Origin of the sequence: Pseudomonas lalucatii (assembly GCF_018398425.1) — a bacterium.
In the GTDB taxonomy this organism is placed as follows: Bacteria; Pseudomonadota; Gammaproteobacteria; order Pseudomonadales; family Pseudomonadaceae; genus Aquipseudomonas; species Aquipseudomonas lalucatii.
Map to the genome: position 1 here is coordinate 2118544 of NZ_JADPMV010000001.1, position 17382 is coordinate 2135925.

Below are 17382 nucleotides of genomic sequence, written 5' to 3' on the forward strand. Positions count from 1 at the left end.
CGCTGCGGACCGGCGCCGCCTATTCGTCGTCGAACTGGTAGCTGCCCGGCGCCAGGTTCTCGAAGCGCGAGTATTTGCCGAGGAAGGCCAGGCGCGCGGTCCCCAGCGGGCCGTTCCGCTGCTTGCCGATGATGATCTCGGCCACGCCCTTGTACTCGGTCTCCGGGTGATAGACCTCGTCGCGGTAGACGAACATGATGATGTCGGCGTCCTGCTCGATCGCCCCGGATTCGCGCAGGTCGGAGTTGATCGGGCGCTTGTTGGGGCGCTGTTCCAGGCCGCGGTTGAGCTGCGACAGGGCGATCACCGGGCAGTTGAACTCCTTGGCCAGGGCCTTGAGCGAGCGGGAGATCTCGGAGATCTCGTTGACCCGGCTGTCGCCGCTGGAGCCGGGAATCTGCATCAGCTGCAGGTAGTCGACCATGATCAGGCCGATCTCGCCGTGCTCGCGGGCCAGGCGCCGGGTGCGCGCGCGCATCTCCGAGGGCGAGATACCCGCCGTGTCGTCGATGAACAGCTTGCGGTCGTTGAGCAGGTTGACCGCCGAGGTCAGGCGCGGCCAGTCGTCGTCGTCCAGCCGGCCGGCGCGGACCTTGGTCTGGTCGATGCGCCCCAGGGAGGCGAGCATACGGATGACGATGGATTCCGAGGGCATCTCCAGGGAGTACACCAGCACCGCCTTGTCGCTGCGCATCAGAGCGTTTTCCACCAGGTTCATGGCGAAGGTGGTCTTGCCCATGGACGGACGTCCGGCGACGATGATCATGTCGGCCGGCTGCAGGCCGCTGGTCAGGTTGTCCAGGTCGGTGAAGCCGGTGGACAGGCCGGTGATGGCGTCGCCGGCATTGAACAGGGTGTCGATGCGGTCGATGGCCTTGACCAGGATGTCGTTGATCCCCACCGGCCCGCCGGTCTTCGGCCGCGCCTCGGCGATCTGGAAGATCAGTCGCTCGGCCTCGTCGAGAATCTCCGCGCCGGTACGTCCTTCCGGGGCGTAGGCGCTGTCGGCGATCTCGCTGCTGATGCCGATCAGCTGGCGCAGGGTGGCGCGCTCGCGGATGATTTGCGCATAGGCCTTGATGTTGGCCACCGAGGGGGTGTTCTTGGCCAGCTCGCCGAGGTAGGCCAGGCCGCCGACCTGGGCCAGCTGGCCCTCCTTGTCCAGCTGCTCGGACAGGGTGACCACGTCGAACGGCTGGTTGCGCTCGGCCAGCTTGTAGATGGCGCGGAAGATCAGCCGGTGGTCGTGGCGGTAGAAGTCGCCGTCGGAGACCTGATCGAGCACCCGTTCCCAGGCATTGTTGTCGAGCATCAGGCCGCCGAGCACGGCCTGCTCGGCCTCGATCGAGTGCGGCGGCACCTTCAGGGCGGAGGTCTGCAGGTCGTACTGCTCGGGAATGCTGATGTCGTTCATAGGGCTCTGGGCAGAAATTCTGGGGAGGAAAAACAAAGGGCACGGCATCGCTTACGCAATGTCGTGCCCGATGTTAGCGAGCCTGCACCTGAGCGCAAGCCCGCTTGGTCGCACGCCTTAGGCGGCGACTACGACAACCTTGACGGTTGCTTCGACGTCGGTGTGCAGGTGCACGGCCACGTCGTATTCGCCAACCTGGCGAATGGTGCCGTTCGGCAGACGCACTTCGGCCTTGGCCACTTCCACGCCGGAGGCGGTCAGGGCGTCGGCGATGTCGTGGGTGCCGATAGAACCGAACAGCTTGCCCTCATCGCCCGCGGTAGCGGTGATGGTGACTTCCAGCTCGGCCAGCTGAGCGGCGCGAGTTTCGGCGGAGGCCTTCTTCTCGGCAGCCAGCTTTTCCAGCTCGGCGCGACGCGCTTCGAACGCAGCGACGTTCGCGGCGGTAGCGGCGGTGGCCTTGCCTTGCGGCAGCAGGAAGTTACGGCCGTAACCGGCCTTAACGTTCACTTTGTCGCCCAGGTTGCCCAGATTGGCGATTTTTTCCAGCAGGATGACTTCCATTTGGGTCTTACCTCTTAACTTTTAACCTTCACCGTCCGTGGGCCCCGCGCCGTGCTTGCGCGCGAAGCGACCACGAAAATCAAACAGACTGTCGACGATGGCCAAGACCACCAGTAACGGATAGGTCAGCTGCATGAACAACAGCAGCGTGATGTACAGCCCGACCAGCCAGAACTTCGCCAGTCGCCCCTGCGCCACCAGCCCGTGCAACAGGCCGATACCGGCAAACGCCAGCGGCACGCTGCACAGCGGCGTCAGCATCGCCAGCTGCGGCCCCAGATTGGGACCGAGCAGCAAGCCGACCAGCAGCAACATCGCCGGCGCCGGCGGCAGTCGCAGGGCGCGAAACTCGCGCCCGAAACCACCGGGGTTGTACAACAGCGCCTGCCAGTAACGCCCAAGCATCAGGCTCAGCAGGCTGACGATCTGCAGCAGGGCCGCCAGCAATCCGGTCAGCACCGGTGCGATCAGGCTCTCCAGGCGCGCTCGCTCATCCACCGTCATCTGTTGGTGGACCCCATCGAGCATCTGCGGCAGGAGCTTCTGCAGCTCCCCCGCCATTGCCTCGATGGGTTCGCGGAACACCGCACCCAAGACCAGCCCATACACCAGGCCCAATGCCACGCTGCACAGCAGCACACGATTCCAGGACTGGCCGGCGCGCAACAACAACGCCAGCCCCAGCGCACCGAGCAACACCAGCAAGGTGCGCGGCTCACCGAAATACCACCAGCCAATCGCCGGCAGCAGGGCCCAGGCGAGGATGCCCAGGGCATCGCTCGAACCGCGCCGCAGAAGCACCAGGCTTCCGGCGGCGGCACTCAACCAGAACAGCAGCGGCAATGCCGCAGAACCCACCACCACCAGGGTGGCCTGCATGCGGCCGCGCATGATGAATTCAGCCAAGGCACGCATGCGATCTATCCCTTACTACTTGTCGAACATCCGGTCTCAGCGGCCGTGGCTGTCGGTGTAGGGCAGCAGGGCCAGGAAGCGGGCGCGCTTGATAGCGGTGGCCAGCTGACGCTGATAACGAGCCTTGGTACCGGTGATACGGCTAGGAACGATCTTGCCGGTTTCCGAGATGTAGGCCTTCAGGGTGTTGAGATCTTTGAAATCGATCTCTTTCACGTTCTCTGCGGTGAAACGGCAGAATTTACGACGACGGAAGAAACGTGCCATGTGATTGGCTCCTCAATAGATCCGTGAATTACTCGTCAGCGTTGTCGCTGTCGTTGCTGTCGCTGTCATCGCTGCTGTCGCTGGACTCGGCGCTTTCAGGACGGTCGCGACGCTCGCGGCGCTCACTGCGGTTTTCTTCGGCCTTGAGCATCTCGGACTGGCCGGTAACGGCTTCGTCGCGACGGATGACCAGGTTACGGATCACGGCATCGTTGTAACGGAAGTTGTCTTCCAGCTCGGCCAGGGCCTTGCCGGTGCACTCGACGTTGAGCATCACGTAGTGTGCCTTGTGGACGTTGTTGATGGCGTAAGCCAGCTGACGACGGCCCCAGTCTTCCAGGCGGTGGATCTTGCCGCCGTCTTCTTCGATCAGCTTGGTGTAACGCTCGACCATGCCGCCGACTTGCTCGCTCTGGTCCGGGTGAACCAGAAAGATGATTTCGTAATGACGCATAAATGCTCCTTACGGGTTGTAGCCTGCCACGTGGCGCGGTCAGGCAAGGAGTGAATGACTCTGTGGGTCTTGCCGAAGGGAAGGCACGAAGGCGCCTGCCGTGACGACAAGGGGCGCCATTCTAGAGAAGCCCCCTGCCGCACGCAAGGCGAACTGGTGATTATTTGAGCAGCACCGACTGCAGCGCCCCGCACACGCGGGGGCGCCCGGGCGTCAGGCCTGCGGCGCCTTGCCCCGGCGCTGGCGCAGGGCCTCGAACAGGCAGACGCCGGTGGCCACCGAGACGTTCAGACTGCTGACGCTGCCGGCCATGGGCAGGCGCACCAGGTAGTCGCAGTGCTCGCGGGTCAGGCGACGCATGCCCTTGCCCTCGGCCCCCATGATCAGCACTGTGGGTCCGGTCAGGTCCTGCTGGTACAGCTCCTGCTCGGCCTCGCCGGCGGTGCCGACCACCCACAGGCCGCGCTGCTGGAGTTTCTCCAGGCTGCGCGCCAGGTTGGTCACCGCCACCAGGGGCACCACCTCGGCGGCGCCGCAGGCGACCTTGCGCACCGTGGCATTGAGCGTCGCCGACTTGTCCTTCGGCACTATCACCGCCAGCGCACCGGCGGCGTCGGCGGTACGCAGGCAGGCGCCGAGGTTGTGCGGGTCGGTCACGCCATCGAGCACCAGCAGCAGCGGCGGCCCTTCGGCGCGATCGAGCAGCTCCTCGAGCATCGCCTCGCCCCACACCTGGCTCGGACTGACATCCGCCACCACGCCCTGGTGCACGCCCTCGACCCAGGCATCCATCTCGCGGCGCTCGCACTGGCCGACACTGACCCGTGCCTGCGCCGCCAGCTCGATCAGCACCTGCACCCGCGGATCGCTGCGCCCCTCGGCCAGCCAGACCTGCTTGACCCGCTTGGGGTGGTGGCGCAGCAGCGCCTCCACGGCGTGCACGCCGTAGATCTTCTCCAACTGGCTCATGACTTCGCCTTACGCTTGCGCGGCCCGCCGCCATTGCCGCCGGACTCCGCCTTCGGCGGTCCCTTGCGGTGCTTGCTGGGCTTGGTGCCCTTGCCCGCTTCGGCCTGGCCGCCGCGCCCCTTGGCGGACTTGCTCTTGGACTCGCTCAGCAGGGCCTTCTTCAGCTCGCGACTCTTCTCGACGTCGGTGTTGCCCGCGGCCGCCCGCTCGCCGCGACGCCCGCCCCTGGCGGGAGCGGACTCGAACCCGCCGCGCCGGCGCCCTGCCGGCTCCGGGCTGGCGCTCGGGGCCAGCTCGAAGTCGATCTTGCGCTCGTCCAGGTCGACCCGCATGACCTTCACCGCGACCGTATCGCCGAGGCGGAAGCTGCGGCCGCTGCGCTCGCCGGCCAGGCGATGATGCACCGGATCGAAGTGGTAGTAGTCGCCCGGCAGCGCAGTGACATGCACCAGGCCTTCGACGTAGATGTCGGTGAGCTCGACGAACAGGCCGAAGCCGGTCACCGCGGTGATCACCCCGGGGAAGGTCTCGCCGACCCGATCCTTCATGAACTCGCACTTGAGCCAGTTCACCACGTCGCGGGTCGCCTCGTCGGCGCGCCGCTCGGACATCGAGCACTGCTCGCCGAGCTGCTCCAGGGTCGGCTCGTCATACGGATAGATGCGCGCCTTGGGCATGCTCACCGCGCCGGCGCGCTTGACGTGCGAGGTATCCTGCTTGGAACGGATCACGCTGCGGATCGCCCGATGGATCAGCAGGTCCGGGTAGCGGCGAATCGGCGAGGTGAAGTGGGCATAGGCGTCGTAGTTCAAGCCGAAGTGGCCCTGATTGTCGGCGCTGTACACCGCCTGGCTCAGCGAGCGCAGCATCACGGTCTGGATCAGGTGGTAGTCCGGACGCTCGCGGATGCTCTCCAGCAGCGCCTGGTAGTCCTTGGGCGACGGCCCCTCCTTGGCCTTGCCGCGGTGCAGCGACAGGCCGAGTTCGGTGAGGAAGGCCTTGAGCTTCTCCAGGCGCTCGGGCGGCGGACCGTCATGCACCCGGTACAGCGCCGGAATCTCGTGCTTCTGCATGAACGCCGCGGTGGCGACGTTGGCCGCCAGCATGCATTCCTCGATCAGCTTGTGCGCGTCGTTGCGCTGGGTCGGACGGATCTCGGCGATCTTGCGCCCGGAGCCGAAGATGATGCGGGTTTCCTGGGTCTCGAAATCGATGGCACCGCGCTCATGGCGGGCGGCCAACAGCACCTGGTACAGCGAGTAGAGCTGCTTGAGGTGCGGCAGCACCTCCTTGTACTCGCCACGCAGGGCCTTGCCCTCGCTGCTCTTGGGCTGCTCGAGCATGGCGCTGACCTTGTTGTAGGTCAGCCGCGCATGGGAGTGGATCACCGCCTCGTAGAAGCAGTAGTCGGTCATCTTGCCGGTCTTGGAGATGCTGATCTCGCAGACCATCGCCAGGCGATCGACCTGGGGATTGAGCGAGCACAGGCCGTTGGACAGCTCCTCCGGCAGCATCGGGATCACCCGCTCGGGGAAGTACACCGAGTTGCCGCGCACCTGGGCCTCGGCATCCAGCGCCGAATCCACCTTCACATAGTGGGAGACGTCGGCGATGGCCACGTAGAGCTTCCAGCCGCCGGAGAACAGGCGCCAGTTGCTGCCGCTCTTCTCGCAGTACACCGCATCGTCGAAGTCGCGGGCGTCCTCGCCATCGATGGTGACGAACGGCAGGTGGCGCAGGTCGATGCGCTTTTCCTTGTCCTTCTCCTCGACCTCGGGCTTGAGCTTGCGCGCTTCCTTGAGCACCGCCTCCGGCCAGACATGGGGAATGTCGTAGCTGCGCAGCGCCACATCGATCTCCATGCCCGGGGCCATGTAGTTGCCGACCACCTCGAGCACGTCGCCCTGGGGCTGGAAGCGCGGGGTCGGCCAGTGGGTGATCTTCACCTCGACGAACTGGCCCTGCTTGGCCCCGGCGTTACGCCCCGGGGTGACCAGCACCTCCTGCTGGATCTTCGGGTTGTCGGCCACCACGAAGCCGATGCCGCTCTCCTCGTAGTAGCGACCGACTATGGTCTCGTGGGCGCGGGAGATCACCTCGACGATCGCGCCCTCGCGGCGACCGCGCCGATCGAGGCCGGAGACGCGCGCCAGGGCACGGTCGCCGTCGAACACCAGGCGCATCTGCGCGGGACTCAAGAACAGGTCGTCGCTGCCGTCGTCGGGCACCAGGAAGCCGAAGCCGTCGCGGTGGCCGCTGACCCGGCCGAGGATCAGGTCCAGCTTGTCCACCGGCGCGTAGGTGCCGCGGCGGGTGTAGATCAGCTGGCCATCGCGCTCCATGGCGCGCAGGCGGCGGCGCAGGGCTTCGATCTGCTCGTCGGTGTCGAGACCGAACTCGTCGAGCAGTTGCTCGCGGTTGGCCGGTTCGCCACGCTCGGCGAGGTGCTGCAGAATCAGCTCGCGGCTGGGAATGGGGTTTTCGTATTTTTCCGCCTCGCGAGCGGCCTCGGGATCGAGGGATTGCCAATCGGCCATTAGAGGGAGTTCACCTTTTCTATATAACGTCGGTTTGCCATATGTCTATTGAAGCGCGAAACCAGGGTTCGGGTCAGCCCGGCATGCAGAATAAAATTTCTTGCCGCCTAGGGGTTTACAAGCCCCATGGGCGACCGTATAGTTCGCGCCCACAGCGTCGAGCAGACGTTGTAACACGAAGCAGATGAGCATTCATCGGTTTCAGTGCCCAGGTGGCGGAATTGGTAGACGCGCTGGTTTCAGGTATCAGTGATCGCAAGATCGTGGAAGTTCGAGTCTTCTCCTGGGCACCATTTCAAACCGAACCTCAGGTTCGGCGAGTAACAAACGGACGCAGTGATCCGTGCCGGCAACGACGAACATTGTAGCAGTGCCCAGGTGGCGGAATTGGTAGACGCGCTGGTTTCAGGTATCAGTGATCGCAAGATCGTGGAAGTTCGAGTCTTCTCCTGGGCACCAAATTCTAAAAAACCGAGTCGATGACTCGGTTTTTTATGCCTGACGTTTACCCCACGATAAGGCACCACCACAGTGGTGCCGCCGCGCCCTAGACGCGGAACTGCCCCAGGCTGGCCTTGAGCTGCGTCGCCAGACCATCCAGCACCCTGCCGCTCTGCGCGGTGGCCGCCACCGCCTCGGCCGCCCGCTGCGCCTCGGCATGAATCACCTCGACCCGACCGCGCACCGCATCGGCGCCCGCGGCCTGATGGGCCGCCGCCTGCGTCGCCGCATTGATGGCGCCATGCACTTCCTCCACCGCCGCCTGCACCGCCTGCTGCACCCGGGCGCTCTCGCGCAGGGCCAGCAGCCCCTGATCGGCCTGCTGGCCGGCCTGGCCGATCACCCCGACCGCCTCGCGCGCACCCTCCTGCAGGGCCGTGATATGGGCCTGGATATCGCCGGTCGACTGCTGGGTCTTGCTCGCCAGGGCGCGCACCTCGTCGGCCACCACGGCGAAACCGCGACCGCTCTCTCCGGCACGAGCCGCCTCGATCGCCGCGTTCAGCGCCAGCAGATTGGTCTGCTCGGCGATGCCATGGATCACCGTCAACACTACCTCGATCTGCTCGCTCTGCCGCGCCAGGCGCTCGATCACCGCCGCACCGTCCCCCACCCGCCCCACCAGCTCCTCGATGGCGCCGCCGACGCGCGCGGCGATCGCCGCGTTGTCATCGGCCGCCTGGCGAATCGCCGCCACCCGCTGCAGGGCCTCCTGCATGGCCTGACTCTCCGCCTGAGCCTCGCCGGCCATCTGCGCCAACGCCTGCAGGCTGCCGGCCACCTCATCCCGCTGCCGCCCGGCCGCCGCCTCCGTCGCGGCACTGCGCGCACTCAGACTGGCGATCTCCTGCCCGGTGCGCACCGCCACCTCGCCCGCCTCGCGGACGATCGGCTGCAGCTTGGCGACGAAGCGATTGACCGCCGCCGCCATGTCGCCGATCTCGTCGCGACTGTTCAGCTCGACCCGCCGAGTCAGGTCGCCCTCGCCGGCCGCCCAATCCTCCAGCGCAACGATCAGCGTGTGCAGCCGGCGAAGCACCCGACGACCGAGCACCAGCGCCAGAACCAGGAGAATCCCCAGACCGATCAGCACCAGGCCCAGGCCGATACTCCAGCGCAACTCGGCGGCGGCAGCCTCGATGGCCTGGCGGCTGTTCCGGGCCATGTTCTCCGCCGCCTGCTGCGCACTGCCCAGGCGCGCCGCCAGGGCCGAGCCGCTGTCGGCCGCGGCGCGACTCAGGCCGTCGGACACCAGCTGACCGCTGCTGCCGATCAGCGCGACGAAACGCCGATCCAGGGCCGCCAGCTCCTGCTCCACCTCGGCGGTGGAGACGCCCAGCAGCACCCGGCCGATCTCCGCCCCCATGGGGCTGATCGCGGCCTCGCTGACATGCACCCCCGCATCGCCTGCCGCGGCATTGAGCAGCTTGTCCAGGGCGCCGCGCCCCTCGCCACGCTCGATCAGCGCCTTGACCCGCGGGTCCTGACGGTTGACGTGCCGGGTCAGGCGCGCCCCTTCGGCATCCAGGTACACGGCGAACAACACCCCCGGATTGCGATGGGCCATGCGCACCAGCTCGGTCAGTGCCGGCACGTCGTCGTCCCAGATCGCCTTGGGCGCGACGGCGGCGAGCAACTGCGCCTGATCGTCGGCCGACTGGCGCAGGTTGCGCCCCAGGACCTCGCGCAACTGCGCCTGCTCGGCGCTCAGGCGCTGCTTCAGGCCGTCGGTCAGGCTGCCCTGCATGCGCGCGGAGAGCCCCTCCAGACCGCCCTGCACCTCGCGGCCGGCCGCCTCGAGGTCGCTCGAGAGGCGCCGGGTATCCGCGCCAAGCCGCTGCCCCAGGTCATCCACCAGCGCCGTGACCGTCGTCCGCGTAAGCGCCACCGCAACCAGCACCTGCACCAGCAAGGCCGCCCCCAGGGCCAGAAACACCGGACGCAGCAGGCGACTGCGCAACAACAGAATGATGGCGGACACGGGCAGGACTCCTCTAAAACCGTACAGGCTATAACGGCGGCTCTCGGAAAATGTTTAGCCCAGGCGGGTCGCGCGCCCACCGAGCGCAGAAACGACAAAGGGCCGCACGAGGCGACCCTTTGCAACGGCACGCAGGCGATTAGGCGAACGGATGACGCAGCACGATGGTCTCGTTGCGGTCCGGGCCGGTGGAGATGATGTCGATCGGCGCACCGACCAGCTCCTCGACGCGCTTGATGTAGGCACGGGCATTGGCCGGCAGCTCGTCCAGGCTCTTGGCGCCCAGGGTGGACTCGCTCCAGCCCGGCATCTCCTCGTACACCGGCTGCAGACCCAGGTAGCTGTCGGCATCGGTGGGCGCGTCGACCAGCACCTGCCCCTCGGCATCCTTGTAGCCGGTACAGATGCGGATGGTCTCCAGACCGTCGAGCACGTCCAGCTTGGTCAGGCACAGGCCGGAGATGCTGTTGATCTCGATGGCGCGACGCAGGATCACCGCATCGAACCAGCCGCAACGGCGGGCGCGGCCGGTGGTGGCACCGAACTCGTGACCGCGCTTGGCGAGGAAGGCGCCGACGTCGTCGAACAGCTCGGTGGGGAACGGCCCCGAGCCGACGCGCGTGGTGTAGGCCTTGGTGATACCGAGGATGTAGTCCAGGTACAGCGGGCCGAAACCGGAGCCGGTGGCGATGCCGCCGGCGGTGGTGTTGGAGCTGGTCACGTAGGGGTAGGTGCCGTGGTCGATGTCCAGCAGCGAGCCCTGGGCGCCCTCGAACATGATGTCCTTGTCCGCGCGACGCAGCTCGTGCAGCACTGCGGTGACGTCGGCCATCATCGGCTTGAGCAGCTCGGCGTACTCCATGCACTCGTCCAGGGTCTTCTGGAAGTCGATGGCCGGCTCCTTGTAGAAGTTCTGCAGGACGAAGTTGTGGTAGTCCAGCAGCTCGCCGAGCTTGGCGGCGAAGCGCTCGCGATGGAACAGGTCGCCGATGCGCAGGCCGCGGCGCGCCACCTTGTCTTCGTAGGCCGGGCCGATGCCACGGCCGGTGGTGCCGATCTTGGCGTCGCCACGGGCCTTCTCGCGGGCCTGGTCGAGGGCCACGTGGTAGGAGAGGATCAGCGGGCAGGCCGGGCTGATGCGCAGACGCTGACGCACCGGTACGCCCTTGTCTTCCAGCTTGGTGATTTCGCGCAGCAGCGCATCGGGGGCGACCACCACGCCGTTGCCGATCAGGCACTCGACGCCTTCGCGCAGGATGCCCGAAGGAATGAGGTGCAACACGGTCTTCTCGCCATCGATCACCAGGGTATGGCCGGCATTGTGGCCGCCCTGATAACGCACCACGGCGGCGGCCTGCTCGGTCAGCAGGTCGACGATCTTGCCCTTGCCTTCATCGCCCCACTGGGTGCCCAGGACTACGACATTCTTACCCATAACACTTGTCCTCTTCGCGCAAGCTTGATGCCGGCCGCAGCCGGCGGAAAGGATTCAGGGCGCCAGCGGCGCCACCTGCCAACGGCCATCGCGCAGCAGCAGCTGGCGATCGCAGCCGGCCTCATGCGCATCGGTCAATTCCTGCCCGGGTAGCGCCTGCACCACCCGCGCACCCTCGCCGCGCAGGCGCTGTACCGCCTGCCACAGGAACACATCATGGTTGTCCGGCGCCCAGATGCCGGCCGGCTGTTCGCCGAGCTGCATCCGCCCCAGGCTGACCAGGGTCTTCAGGTCGGTGGAGAAGCCCGTCGCCGGACGCGCCCGCCCGAAGTCGGCGCCGATGTCGTCATAGCGCCCGCCCTGGGCGATCGACTGACCGACCCCCGGCACGAACGCGGCGAACACCACGCCGGTGTGATAGTGATAGCCGCGCAACTCGCCCAGGTCGAAGTACAGCGGCAGCTCGGGGAAGCGCAGGCTCAATGCATCGGCGATGGCCAGCAGCTCGTCCAGCGCGGCGTGCACCTCGTCCGGCGCCTCGACCAGACAGGCCTGAGCCAGGTCCAGCACCTCGCGACCGCCACAGAGCTCGGCCAGGGCACGCAGCATCTTGCCCAGCGACGCCGGCAGCGATTCGGTGAGGGCGGCGATTTCATCCATGGCCTTGCGCTGCAGCGCATCGAACAGCTGCTGCTCGACCTCGCCGGACAGGCCGGCGGCACGCGCCAGGCCGCGGTAGATGCCGACATGCCCGAGGTCCATGTGCACATCCGGCACCGCCGCCAGGTCGAGCATGTCGACCAGCAGGCTGATGACCTCGACATCGCTGGCCGGGCTGGCGTCGCCATACAGCTCGGCGCCCAACTGGATCGGGCTGCGCGAGGTGGTCAGCGCCCGTGGCTGGGCATGCAGCACGCTGCCGGCATAGCACAGGCGGCTCGGCCCCTCGCGGCGCAGGGTGTGGGCGTCGATGCGCGCCACCTGCGGGGTGATGTCCGCGCGAAAGCCCATCTGTCGTCCCGACAGCGGGTCGACGACCTTGAAGGTACGCAGATCCAGGTCCTGGCCGGCGCCGGTGAGCAGCGACTCCAGGTATTCGATATGCGGCGTCACCACGAATTCATAGCCCCAGCGCTGGAACAGGTCCAGCACCTGGCGCCGCGCCACTTCGATGCGCGCCGCTTCCGGCGGCAGCACTTCCTCGATGCCATCTGGCAGAAGCCAGCGGTCTACCGTTGCCATTTCGCCTTTCCCCTCTCGATCCGGGCGGCACAAGCCATCAGTGAAGCAGATAAAGGAGAGCCGTTCCCAGCAGCATGCTGGCCAGCCCCATAAGACGCAGTCGTCGATCCGACAGCCGTATCAGCTGCGCGACCGCTCCGCGCCATTGGCGCGGATAGAGGAAGGGCAGGATGCCTTCCAGCACCAGCAACAGACAAATCGCGACGCCCAGTTCCTGCCACATGATTCCCACAGACGCAAAAAAGCCGGGATTTTCCCGGCTGCCGCATCATACCACGTTTTCCGCGATGGTCACCCCGACGACCGCCTGGCGGCCGTCGGGGCTTGCCTCAGGGCTTGGACTTCTCCAGGTAACGGAAGAAATCGCTCTTCGGGTCCAGCACCAGCACATCGCGCTTGTCCGCGAAGCTTTCGCGGTAGGCCCGCAGACTGCGGTAGAAGGAGTAGAACTCCTGATCCTGACCGTAGGCCTGGGCATAGATGGCGGCCGCCTGGGCATCCCCCTCACCGCGCAGCTCTTCGGCCTGGCGGTAGGCTTCGGCCAGCAGCACCCGGCGCTGACGATCGGCGTCGGCGCGAATGCCCTCGGCCAGCTCCTTGCCCTTGGCGCGGTGTTCGCGAGCCTCGCGCTCGCGCTCCGAACTCATGCGGTCGAACACGCTGCGGTTGACCTCCTTCGGCAGGTCGATGGCCTTGACCCGCACGTCCACCACCTCGATGCCCAGCTCGCTCTGCGCGGCGCGGTTCAGCGAGGCGGTCACGTCGGCCATCAGCGCGTCGCGCTCGCCCGACACCGACTCGTGCAGCGTGCGCTTACCGAACTGGTCGCGCAGCGAAGCCTCCAGACGCCGCGCCAGGCGCTCGTCGGCGATCTGCTTGATGCCCGAGGTGGCGGTGTAGTAGGCCTCGGCGTCGAGCACCCGCCACTTGGCGAAGGCATCGACCATCAGCGCCTTCTTCTCCAGGGTCAGGAAGCGCGAGCTGCTCGAGTCGAGCGTCAGCAGGCGACCGTCGAACTTGCGCACCTGGTTGACGTACGGAATCTTCACATGCAGACCCGGCTGCACGTCCGGCTCGACGATGCGGCCGAACTGCAACAGCACCGCCCGCTCGGTCTGCGCGACGATATAGAAGCTGTTCCAGGCGACGATCGCCAATACCACGCCGACGATCAGGGCGATCAGTGATTTATTGCTCATCAACGGCTCTCCCTAGTACGCAGCTCAGGCTGGCGCTGACCACTACTGCTCATGCGCGCCCCCAGATCACCGGCAGCGGCGCCGGAGATGGCGCTCGGCGCAGAACTGCTGCGACCGTCGATCATCTTGTCCAGCGGCAGGTAAAGCAGGTTGTTCTGCCCCTTCTCGCCGGTGACCAGGACCTTGCTGGTATTGCCCATCAGTTCCTGCATGGTGTCCAGATACAGACGCTCGCGCGTGACCTCCGGAGCCTTGCGGTACTCGGCCACCAGCTTGCTGAAGCGATCGGCCTCACCCTGGGCGCGGGAGACGACTTCGTCGCGATAACCGCTGGCATCCTCGATCATGCGCTGGGCCTGACCACGCGCCTCGGGCACCACGCCATTGGCGTAGGTCTCGGCCAGGTTCTTCTCGCGCTGCTCATCCTCGCGAGCCCGGATCACGTCGTCGAAGGCTTCCTGCACCTCGCGCGGCGCCGCGGCGCTCTGCACGTTGACCTGGGTCACCAGGATGCCGGTACGGTAGGTGTCGAGGAAGCGCTGCAGGCGATCCTTGACCTCGCTGGCCAACAGCTCACGCCCCTCGGTCAGCACCTGGTCCATCTCGGTGGAGCCGACCACGTGGCGCACGGCGCTGTCGGTCGCGTGCTGCAGACTGATCTCCGGCTGGTCGACGTTGAGCACGAAGTCCTGCAGATTGCCGATCTTGTACTGCACGGTCAGCGGCACTTCGATGATGTTCTCGTCCTCGGTGAGCATCTGCCCCTGCTTGCTGTAGGCACGCTCACGGGTGACGTTCTCCTGGAATCTGCGATCGATCGGCGGGAAATAGATGTTCAGACCCGGCCCGACCGTCTCGTAGTACTTGCCGAAGCGCAGCACCACCGCCTGCTCCTGCTCGTCGACCACGTAGATCGCGCTGTACAGCCAGACCACCGCCAGCAGGCCGAGGCCGACGAACAGCAGGCCGAAGCCGCCGCTCTTACCGGCGCCGTCACTGCCACCACGTTTCTTACCGCTGCCGAACAAGCCATTGAGGCTCTCCTGCAACTTGCGGAAGGCTTCGTCGAGATCTGGCGGCCCCTTGCGGTCGCCGCCACGGCGCCCACCCCAAGGGTCCTGATTGTTCGAGTTGCCACCCGGCTCATTCCAAGCCATAGCGCTCTCCATACTGATAAAGCCAAGGCGCGCCCGCGGCGCGCCCGCCAATGCTACCGAATGCCCGCCACCCGCGGCAAAACCACTGCCGCAGGCTTTATTGCAAAGTGTGTTGCTCGAGAAACTCCAGCGGCTGCAAACCCTCGCGACTGACCAGCCGATTCAACTCGACACGGGGCAGGCGCACCGCCAGCAGACTGCTGCCATCCTCGGCATGCTCCTCGCTCTGCACCGCGCCCAGCGCGAAGAGCTGCGCACGCAGGCGCCCCAGTCGCTGAGGCAGGCACAGGGTACCGACGAACAGGTCATCGCCCAGCAGCTCGGCGATCGCCTGCTCGAGCAACGGCAGGCCGCGCCCGTCGCGCGCGGACAGCCACACCCGCTGCGGCCGACCATCGGCGTCGCGCTGGATCTGCGGCTCCACGCCCTCGAGCAGGTCCAGCTTGTTATACACCTCCAGCATAGGCAGTTCCTGGGCGCCGATCTCGCCCAGCACGGCCAGCACCTGCTCGATCTGCGCCATGCGCTCGGGCTCATGGGCATCGATGACATGCAACAGCAGGTCGGAGTTGCTCGACTCCTCCAGGGTTGCCCGAAAGGCCTCGACCAGCTTGTGCGGCAGATGGCGGATGAAACCCACGGTGTCGGCCAGCACGATCGGCCCCAGGTCGTCCAGTTCCAGACGGCGCAGGGTCGGATCGAGAGTGGCGAACAGCTGGTCGGCGGCGTAGACCTCGGAGGAGGTCAGCGCATTGAACAGGGTCGACTTACCGGCGTTGGTATAGCCGACCAGGGAAACCGACGGAATGTCCGCCCGCCGACGCCCACGACGCGCCTGCTCGCGCTGGCTGCGCACCTTCTCCAGCTTCTGCTTGATCTGGCGGATGCGTACCCGCAGCAGGCGCCGGTCGGTCTCCAGCTGGGTTTCCCCCGGACCACGCAGACCGATACCGCCCTTCTGCCGCTCCAGGTGGGTCCAGCCGCGCACCAGCCGCGTACTCATGTGGTCCAGCTGCGCCAGTTCGACCTGCAGCTTGCCCTCGTGAGTGCGCGCGCGCTGGGCGAAGATATCGAGGATCAGCCCGGTACGGTCGAGCACGCGACACTCGAAGACGCGCTCGAGGTTGCGCTCCTGGCTGGGCGTGAGGACGTGATTGAAGATCACCAGATCGGCTTCGGCAGCCTTGACCAGGTCGCGCAACTCCTCGACCTTGCCGCTGCCGATCAGGTACTTGGCGGTCAGCCGACCGCTCGGCACGCTGAGGAAGGCCACCGCATCGGCGCCGGCCGAGAGGGCCAGCTCCTGAAACTCTTGCGGGTCTTCGCGCGCCTCGGAGTCTTGGCCTTCCAGATGAACCAGTATGGCCCGTTCACCACCTTCATGGCGCTCGAAGAACAATGCAGCCCCCTAATCAGGCGTTACCGGGCTCGGCCTCAGCCTGCTCGGATTCGGACGCACTCGGCAGACGCACCGGGCGGCTCGGCACCACGGTGGAAATGGCGTGCTTGTAGACCATCTGGCTCACGGTGTTCTTCAGCAGAATCACGAACTGGTCGAAGGACTCGATCTGCCCCTGCAGCTTGATGCCGTTGACCAGGTAGATGGAAACCGGGACGCGCTCCTTCCGCAGGGTATTGAGGTAAGGGTCTTGTAGCGAATGCCCTTTTGACATGTGCCGCACTCCTTTAAGGTCAAAAACAATAATTTTAATAAACCAACAAACGGCTTTAAGCCGTCTTACCCCCAAGGATAGACGGCTCACGGCAAGGTCTTAGGCCAATATGGAGACCGTCGCCAGGTATTTCAAGGCTCGCGGCAGATTGTCGCGGTCCAGGCTGTCGAGCCAGTGCACATCAGGCCAGCTGCGCAGCCAGGTGAACTGTCGCTTGGCCAGCTGGCGCGTGGCGACGATGCCACGCTCGCGCATCTGCGCCTCGTCCAGGCTGCCGTCCAGATAATCCCACACCTGGCGATAACCGACTGAGCGTATAGACGGCAGCCCCGCGTGCAAGTCACCTCTGCGACGCAGGCCTTCGACCTCACCGATGAAGCCCTGTTCCAACATCCATTGAAATCGTTGCGCGATGCGCGCGTGCAGCACCTGCCGCTGCGCCGGGGCGATGGCCAGGCTGGCGACAGTATAGGGGAATCGCTTCGCCGCCGGACCGGGATTTTCCGCGACCTGGCGCTCACGGTGCGCCGTCATCGTCAGGCCGCTGAGGCGGTAGACCTCCAGCGCCCGGACCAGCCGCTGCGGGTCGTTGGGATGGATGCGTGCCGCCGACTGCGGATCCACGGCCTGCAGCTCGCGGTGCAGCGCGGCCCAGCCCTCGGCCCGGCCGCGCGCCTCCAGCTCGGCGCGCAGCTGCGGGTCGGCGCCCGGCATATCGGCCAGCCCCTCCAGCAACGCCTTGTAATACATCATGGTGCCGCCGACCAGCAGGGGGATGCGACCGCGCGCGGTGATCTGCGCCATCGCCGCCAGGGCGTCGGTGCGGAACTCGGCCGCCGAGTAGCTCTCGGCCGGGTCGCGGATGTCGATCAGGCGGTGGGGAAACTCGGCCAGCACGGCCGTGTCCGGCTTGGCGGTGCCGATGTCCATGCCGCGGTAGATCAGCGCCGAGTCGACGCTGATCAGCTCGCACGGCAACACCCGCGCCAGCTCCAGGGCCAGATCGGTCTTGCCGGCGGCCGTCGGCCCCATCAGGAATATCGCCGGCGGCAGGCGCTCGGACATGCTCAGACC

Annotated in this window: 16 protein-coding genes, 2 tRNA genes and 1 pseudogene; 2 read left to right on the forward strand and 17 right to left on the reverse strand. The window is 66.3% G+C overall.

All coding sequences use genetic code 11. The annotated features are described in order from the left end of the window. Window positions 1-19: 19 nt before the first annotated feature. The 7 genes from dnaB to rnr form a co-directional block, all read right to left on the reverse strand. A complete protein-coding gene (gene dnaB / locus I0D00_RS09650; protein WP_213639505.1) occupies window positions 20-1414 on the reverse strand; it encodes a replicative DNA helicase in 1395 nt (464 codons plus the stop codon). Between the two features lie 117 nt (window positions 1415-1531). After that, entirely contained in the window at window positions 1532-1978 is a 447-nt protein-coding gene (rplI, locus tag I0D00_RS09655; protein ID WP_213639506.1) for a 50S ribosomal protein L9, read from the reverse strand. Between the two features lie 21 nt (window positions 1979-1999). After that, window positions 2000-2893: a hypothetical protein gene (locus I0D00_RS09660; RefSeq protein ID WP_213639507.1), complete on the reverse strand. Its 894-nt coding sequence runs from the start codon at window positions 2891-2893 to the stop codon at window positions 2000-2002. Window positions 2894-2929: 36 nt separating this feature from the next. Further along, on the reverse strand, window positions 2930-3160 hold the full coding sequence (gene rpsR, locus I0D00_RS09665) for a 30S ribosomal protein S18 (protein ID WP_213639508.1): 231 nt from the start codon (window positions 3158-3160) through the stop codon (window positions 2930-2932). A gap of 28 nt (window positions 3161-3188) precedes the next feature. Beyond that, complete coding sequence (gene rpsF / locus I0D00_RS09670) at window positions 3189-3614, reverse strand: 30S ribosomal protein S6 (protein WP_213639509.1); 426 nt, start codon at window positions 3612-3614, stop codon at window positions 3189-3191. Window positions 3615-3827: 213 nt separating this feature from the next. Further along, window positions 3828-4583, reverse strand: a complete 756-nt coding sequence (gene rlmB / locus I0D00_RS09675; RefSeq protein WP_213639510.1) for a 23S rRNA (guanosine(2251)-2'-O)-methyltransferase RlmB — start codon at window positions 4581-4583, stop codon at window positions 3828-3830. After that, window positions 4580-7120 (reverse strand): ribonuclease R, encoded by a 2541-nt coding sequence (gene rnr / locus I0D00_RS09680; RefSeq protein WP_213639511.1) that lies wholly within the window; start codon window positions 7118-7120, stop codon window positions 4580-4582. Before rnr ends, rlmB begins: the two co-directional genes overlap by 4 nt. 206 nt (window positions 7121-7326) lie before the next feature. Between rnr and I0D00_RS09685 the strand changes: the two genes are divergently transcribed. Then, window positions 7327-7413: transfer RNA gene (locus tag I0D00_RS09685), tRNA-Leu, on the forward strand. Between the two features lie 79 nt (window positions 7414-7492). Continuing rightward, window positions 7493-7579 (forward strand) — tRNA-Leu (locus I0D00_RS09690). A gap of 88 nt (window positions 7580-7667) precedes the next feature. Here I0D00_RS09690 and I0D00_RS21875 read toward each other — a convergent pair. The 10 genes and pseudogenes from I0D00_RS21875 to miaA form a co-directional block, all read right to left on the reverse strand. Next, a complete protein-coding gene (locus tag I0D00_RS21875; RefSeq protein ID WP_420850807.1) occupies window positions 7668-8552 on the reverse strand; it encodes a methyl-accepting chemotaxis protein in 885 nt (294 codons plus the stop codon). Beyond that, window positions 8526-9368: pseudogene (locus I0D00_RS21880) on the reverse strand (HAMP domain-containing protein); the annotation flags it as partial. The gene I0D00_RS21875 and the pseudogene I0D00_RS21880, both read right to left, overlap by 27 nt. A gap of 373 nt (window positions 9369-9741) precedes the next feature. Next, entirely contained in the window at window positions 9742-11037 is a 1296-nt protein-coding gene (locus I0D00_RS09700) for an adenylosuccinate synthase (RefSeq protein ID WP_213639513.1), read from the reverse strand. 54 nt (window positions 11038-11091) lie between these two features. Beyond that, a complete protein-coding gene (locus tag I0D00_RS09705) occupies window positions 11092-12279 on the reverse strand; it encodes an ATP phosphoribosyltransferase regulatory subunit (protein ID WP_213639514.1) in 1188 nt (395 codons plus the stop codon). 37 nt (window positions 12280-12316) lie between these two features. Further along, on the reverse strand, window positions 12317-12502 hold the full coding sequence (locus tag I0D00_RS09710) for a DUF2065 domain-containing protein (RefSeq protein ID WP_213639515.1): 186 nt from the start codon (window positions 12500-12502) through the stop codon (window positions 12317-12319). A 106-nt stretch (window positions 12503-12608) separates the two neighbouring features. Further along, entirely contained in the window at window positions 12609-13478 is an 870-nt protein-coding gene (gene hflC, locus I0D00_RS09715; protein ID WP_213639516.1) for a protease modulator HflC, read from the reverse strand. After that, on the reverse strand, window positions 13478-14635 hold the full coding sequence (gene hflK / locus I0D00_RS09720) for an FtsH protease activity modulator HflK (protein WP_213639517.1): 1158 nt from the start codon (window positions 14633-14635) through the stop codon (window positions 13478-13480). Before hflK ends, hflC begins: the two co-directional genes overlap by 1 nt. Before the next feature lie 97 nt (window positions 14636-14732). After that, window positions 14733-16034, reverse strand: a complete 1302-nt coding sequence (gene hflX, locus I0D00_RS09725) for a ribosome rescue GTPase HflX (protein WP_213639518.1) — start codon at window positions 16032-16034, stop codon at window positions 14733-14735. 13 nt (window positions 16035-16047) lie between these two features. Further along, a complete protein-coding gene (hfq, locus tag I0D00_RS09730; RefSeq protein WP_213639519.1) occupies window positions 16048-16308 on the reverse strand; it encodes an RNA chaperone Hfq in 261 nt (86 codons plus the stop codon). Between the two features lie 99 nt (window positions 16309-16407). Then, window positions 16408-17373: a tRNA (adenosine(37)-N6)-dimethylallyltransferase MiaA gene (miaA, locus tag I0D00_RS09735; protein ID WP_213639520.1), complete on the reverse strand. Its 966-nt coding sequence runs from the start codon at window positions 17371-17373 to the stop codon at window positions 16408-16410. Between the last annotated feature and the right edge of the window lie 9 nt (window positions 17374-17382).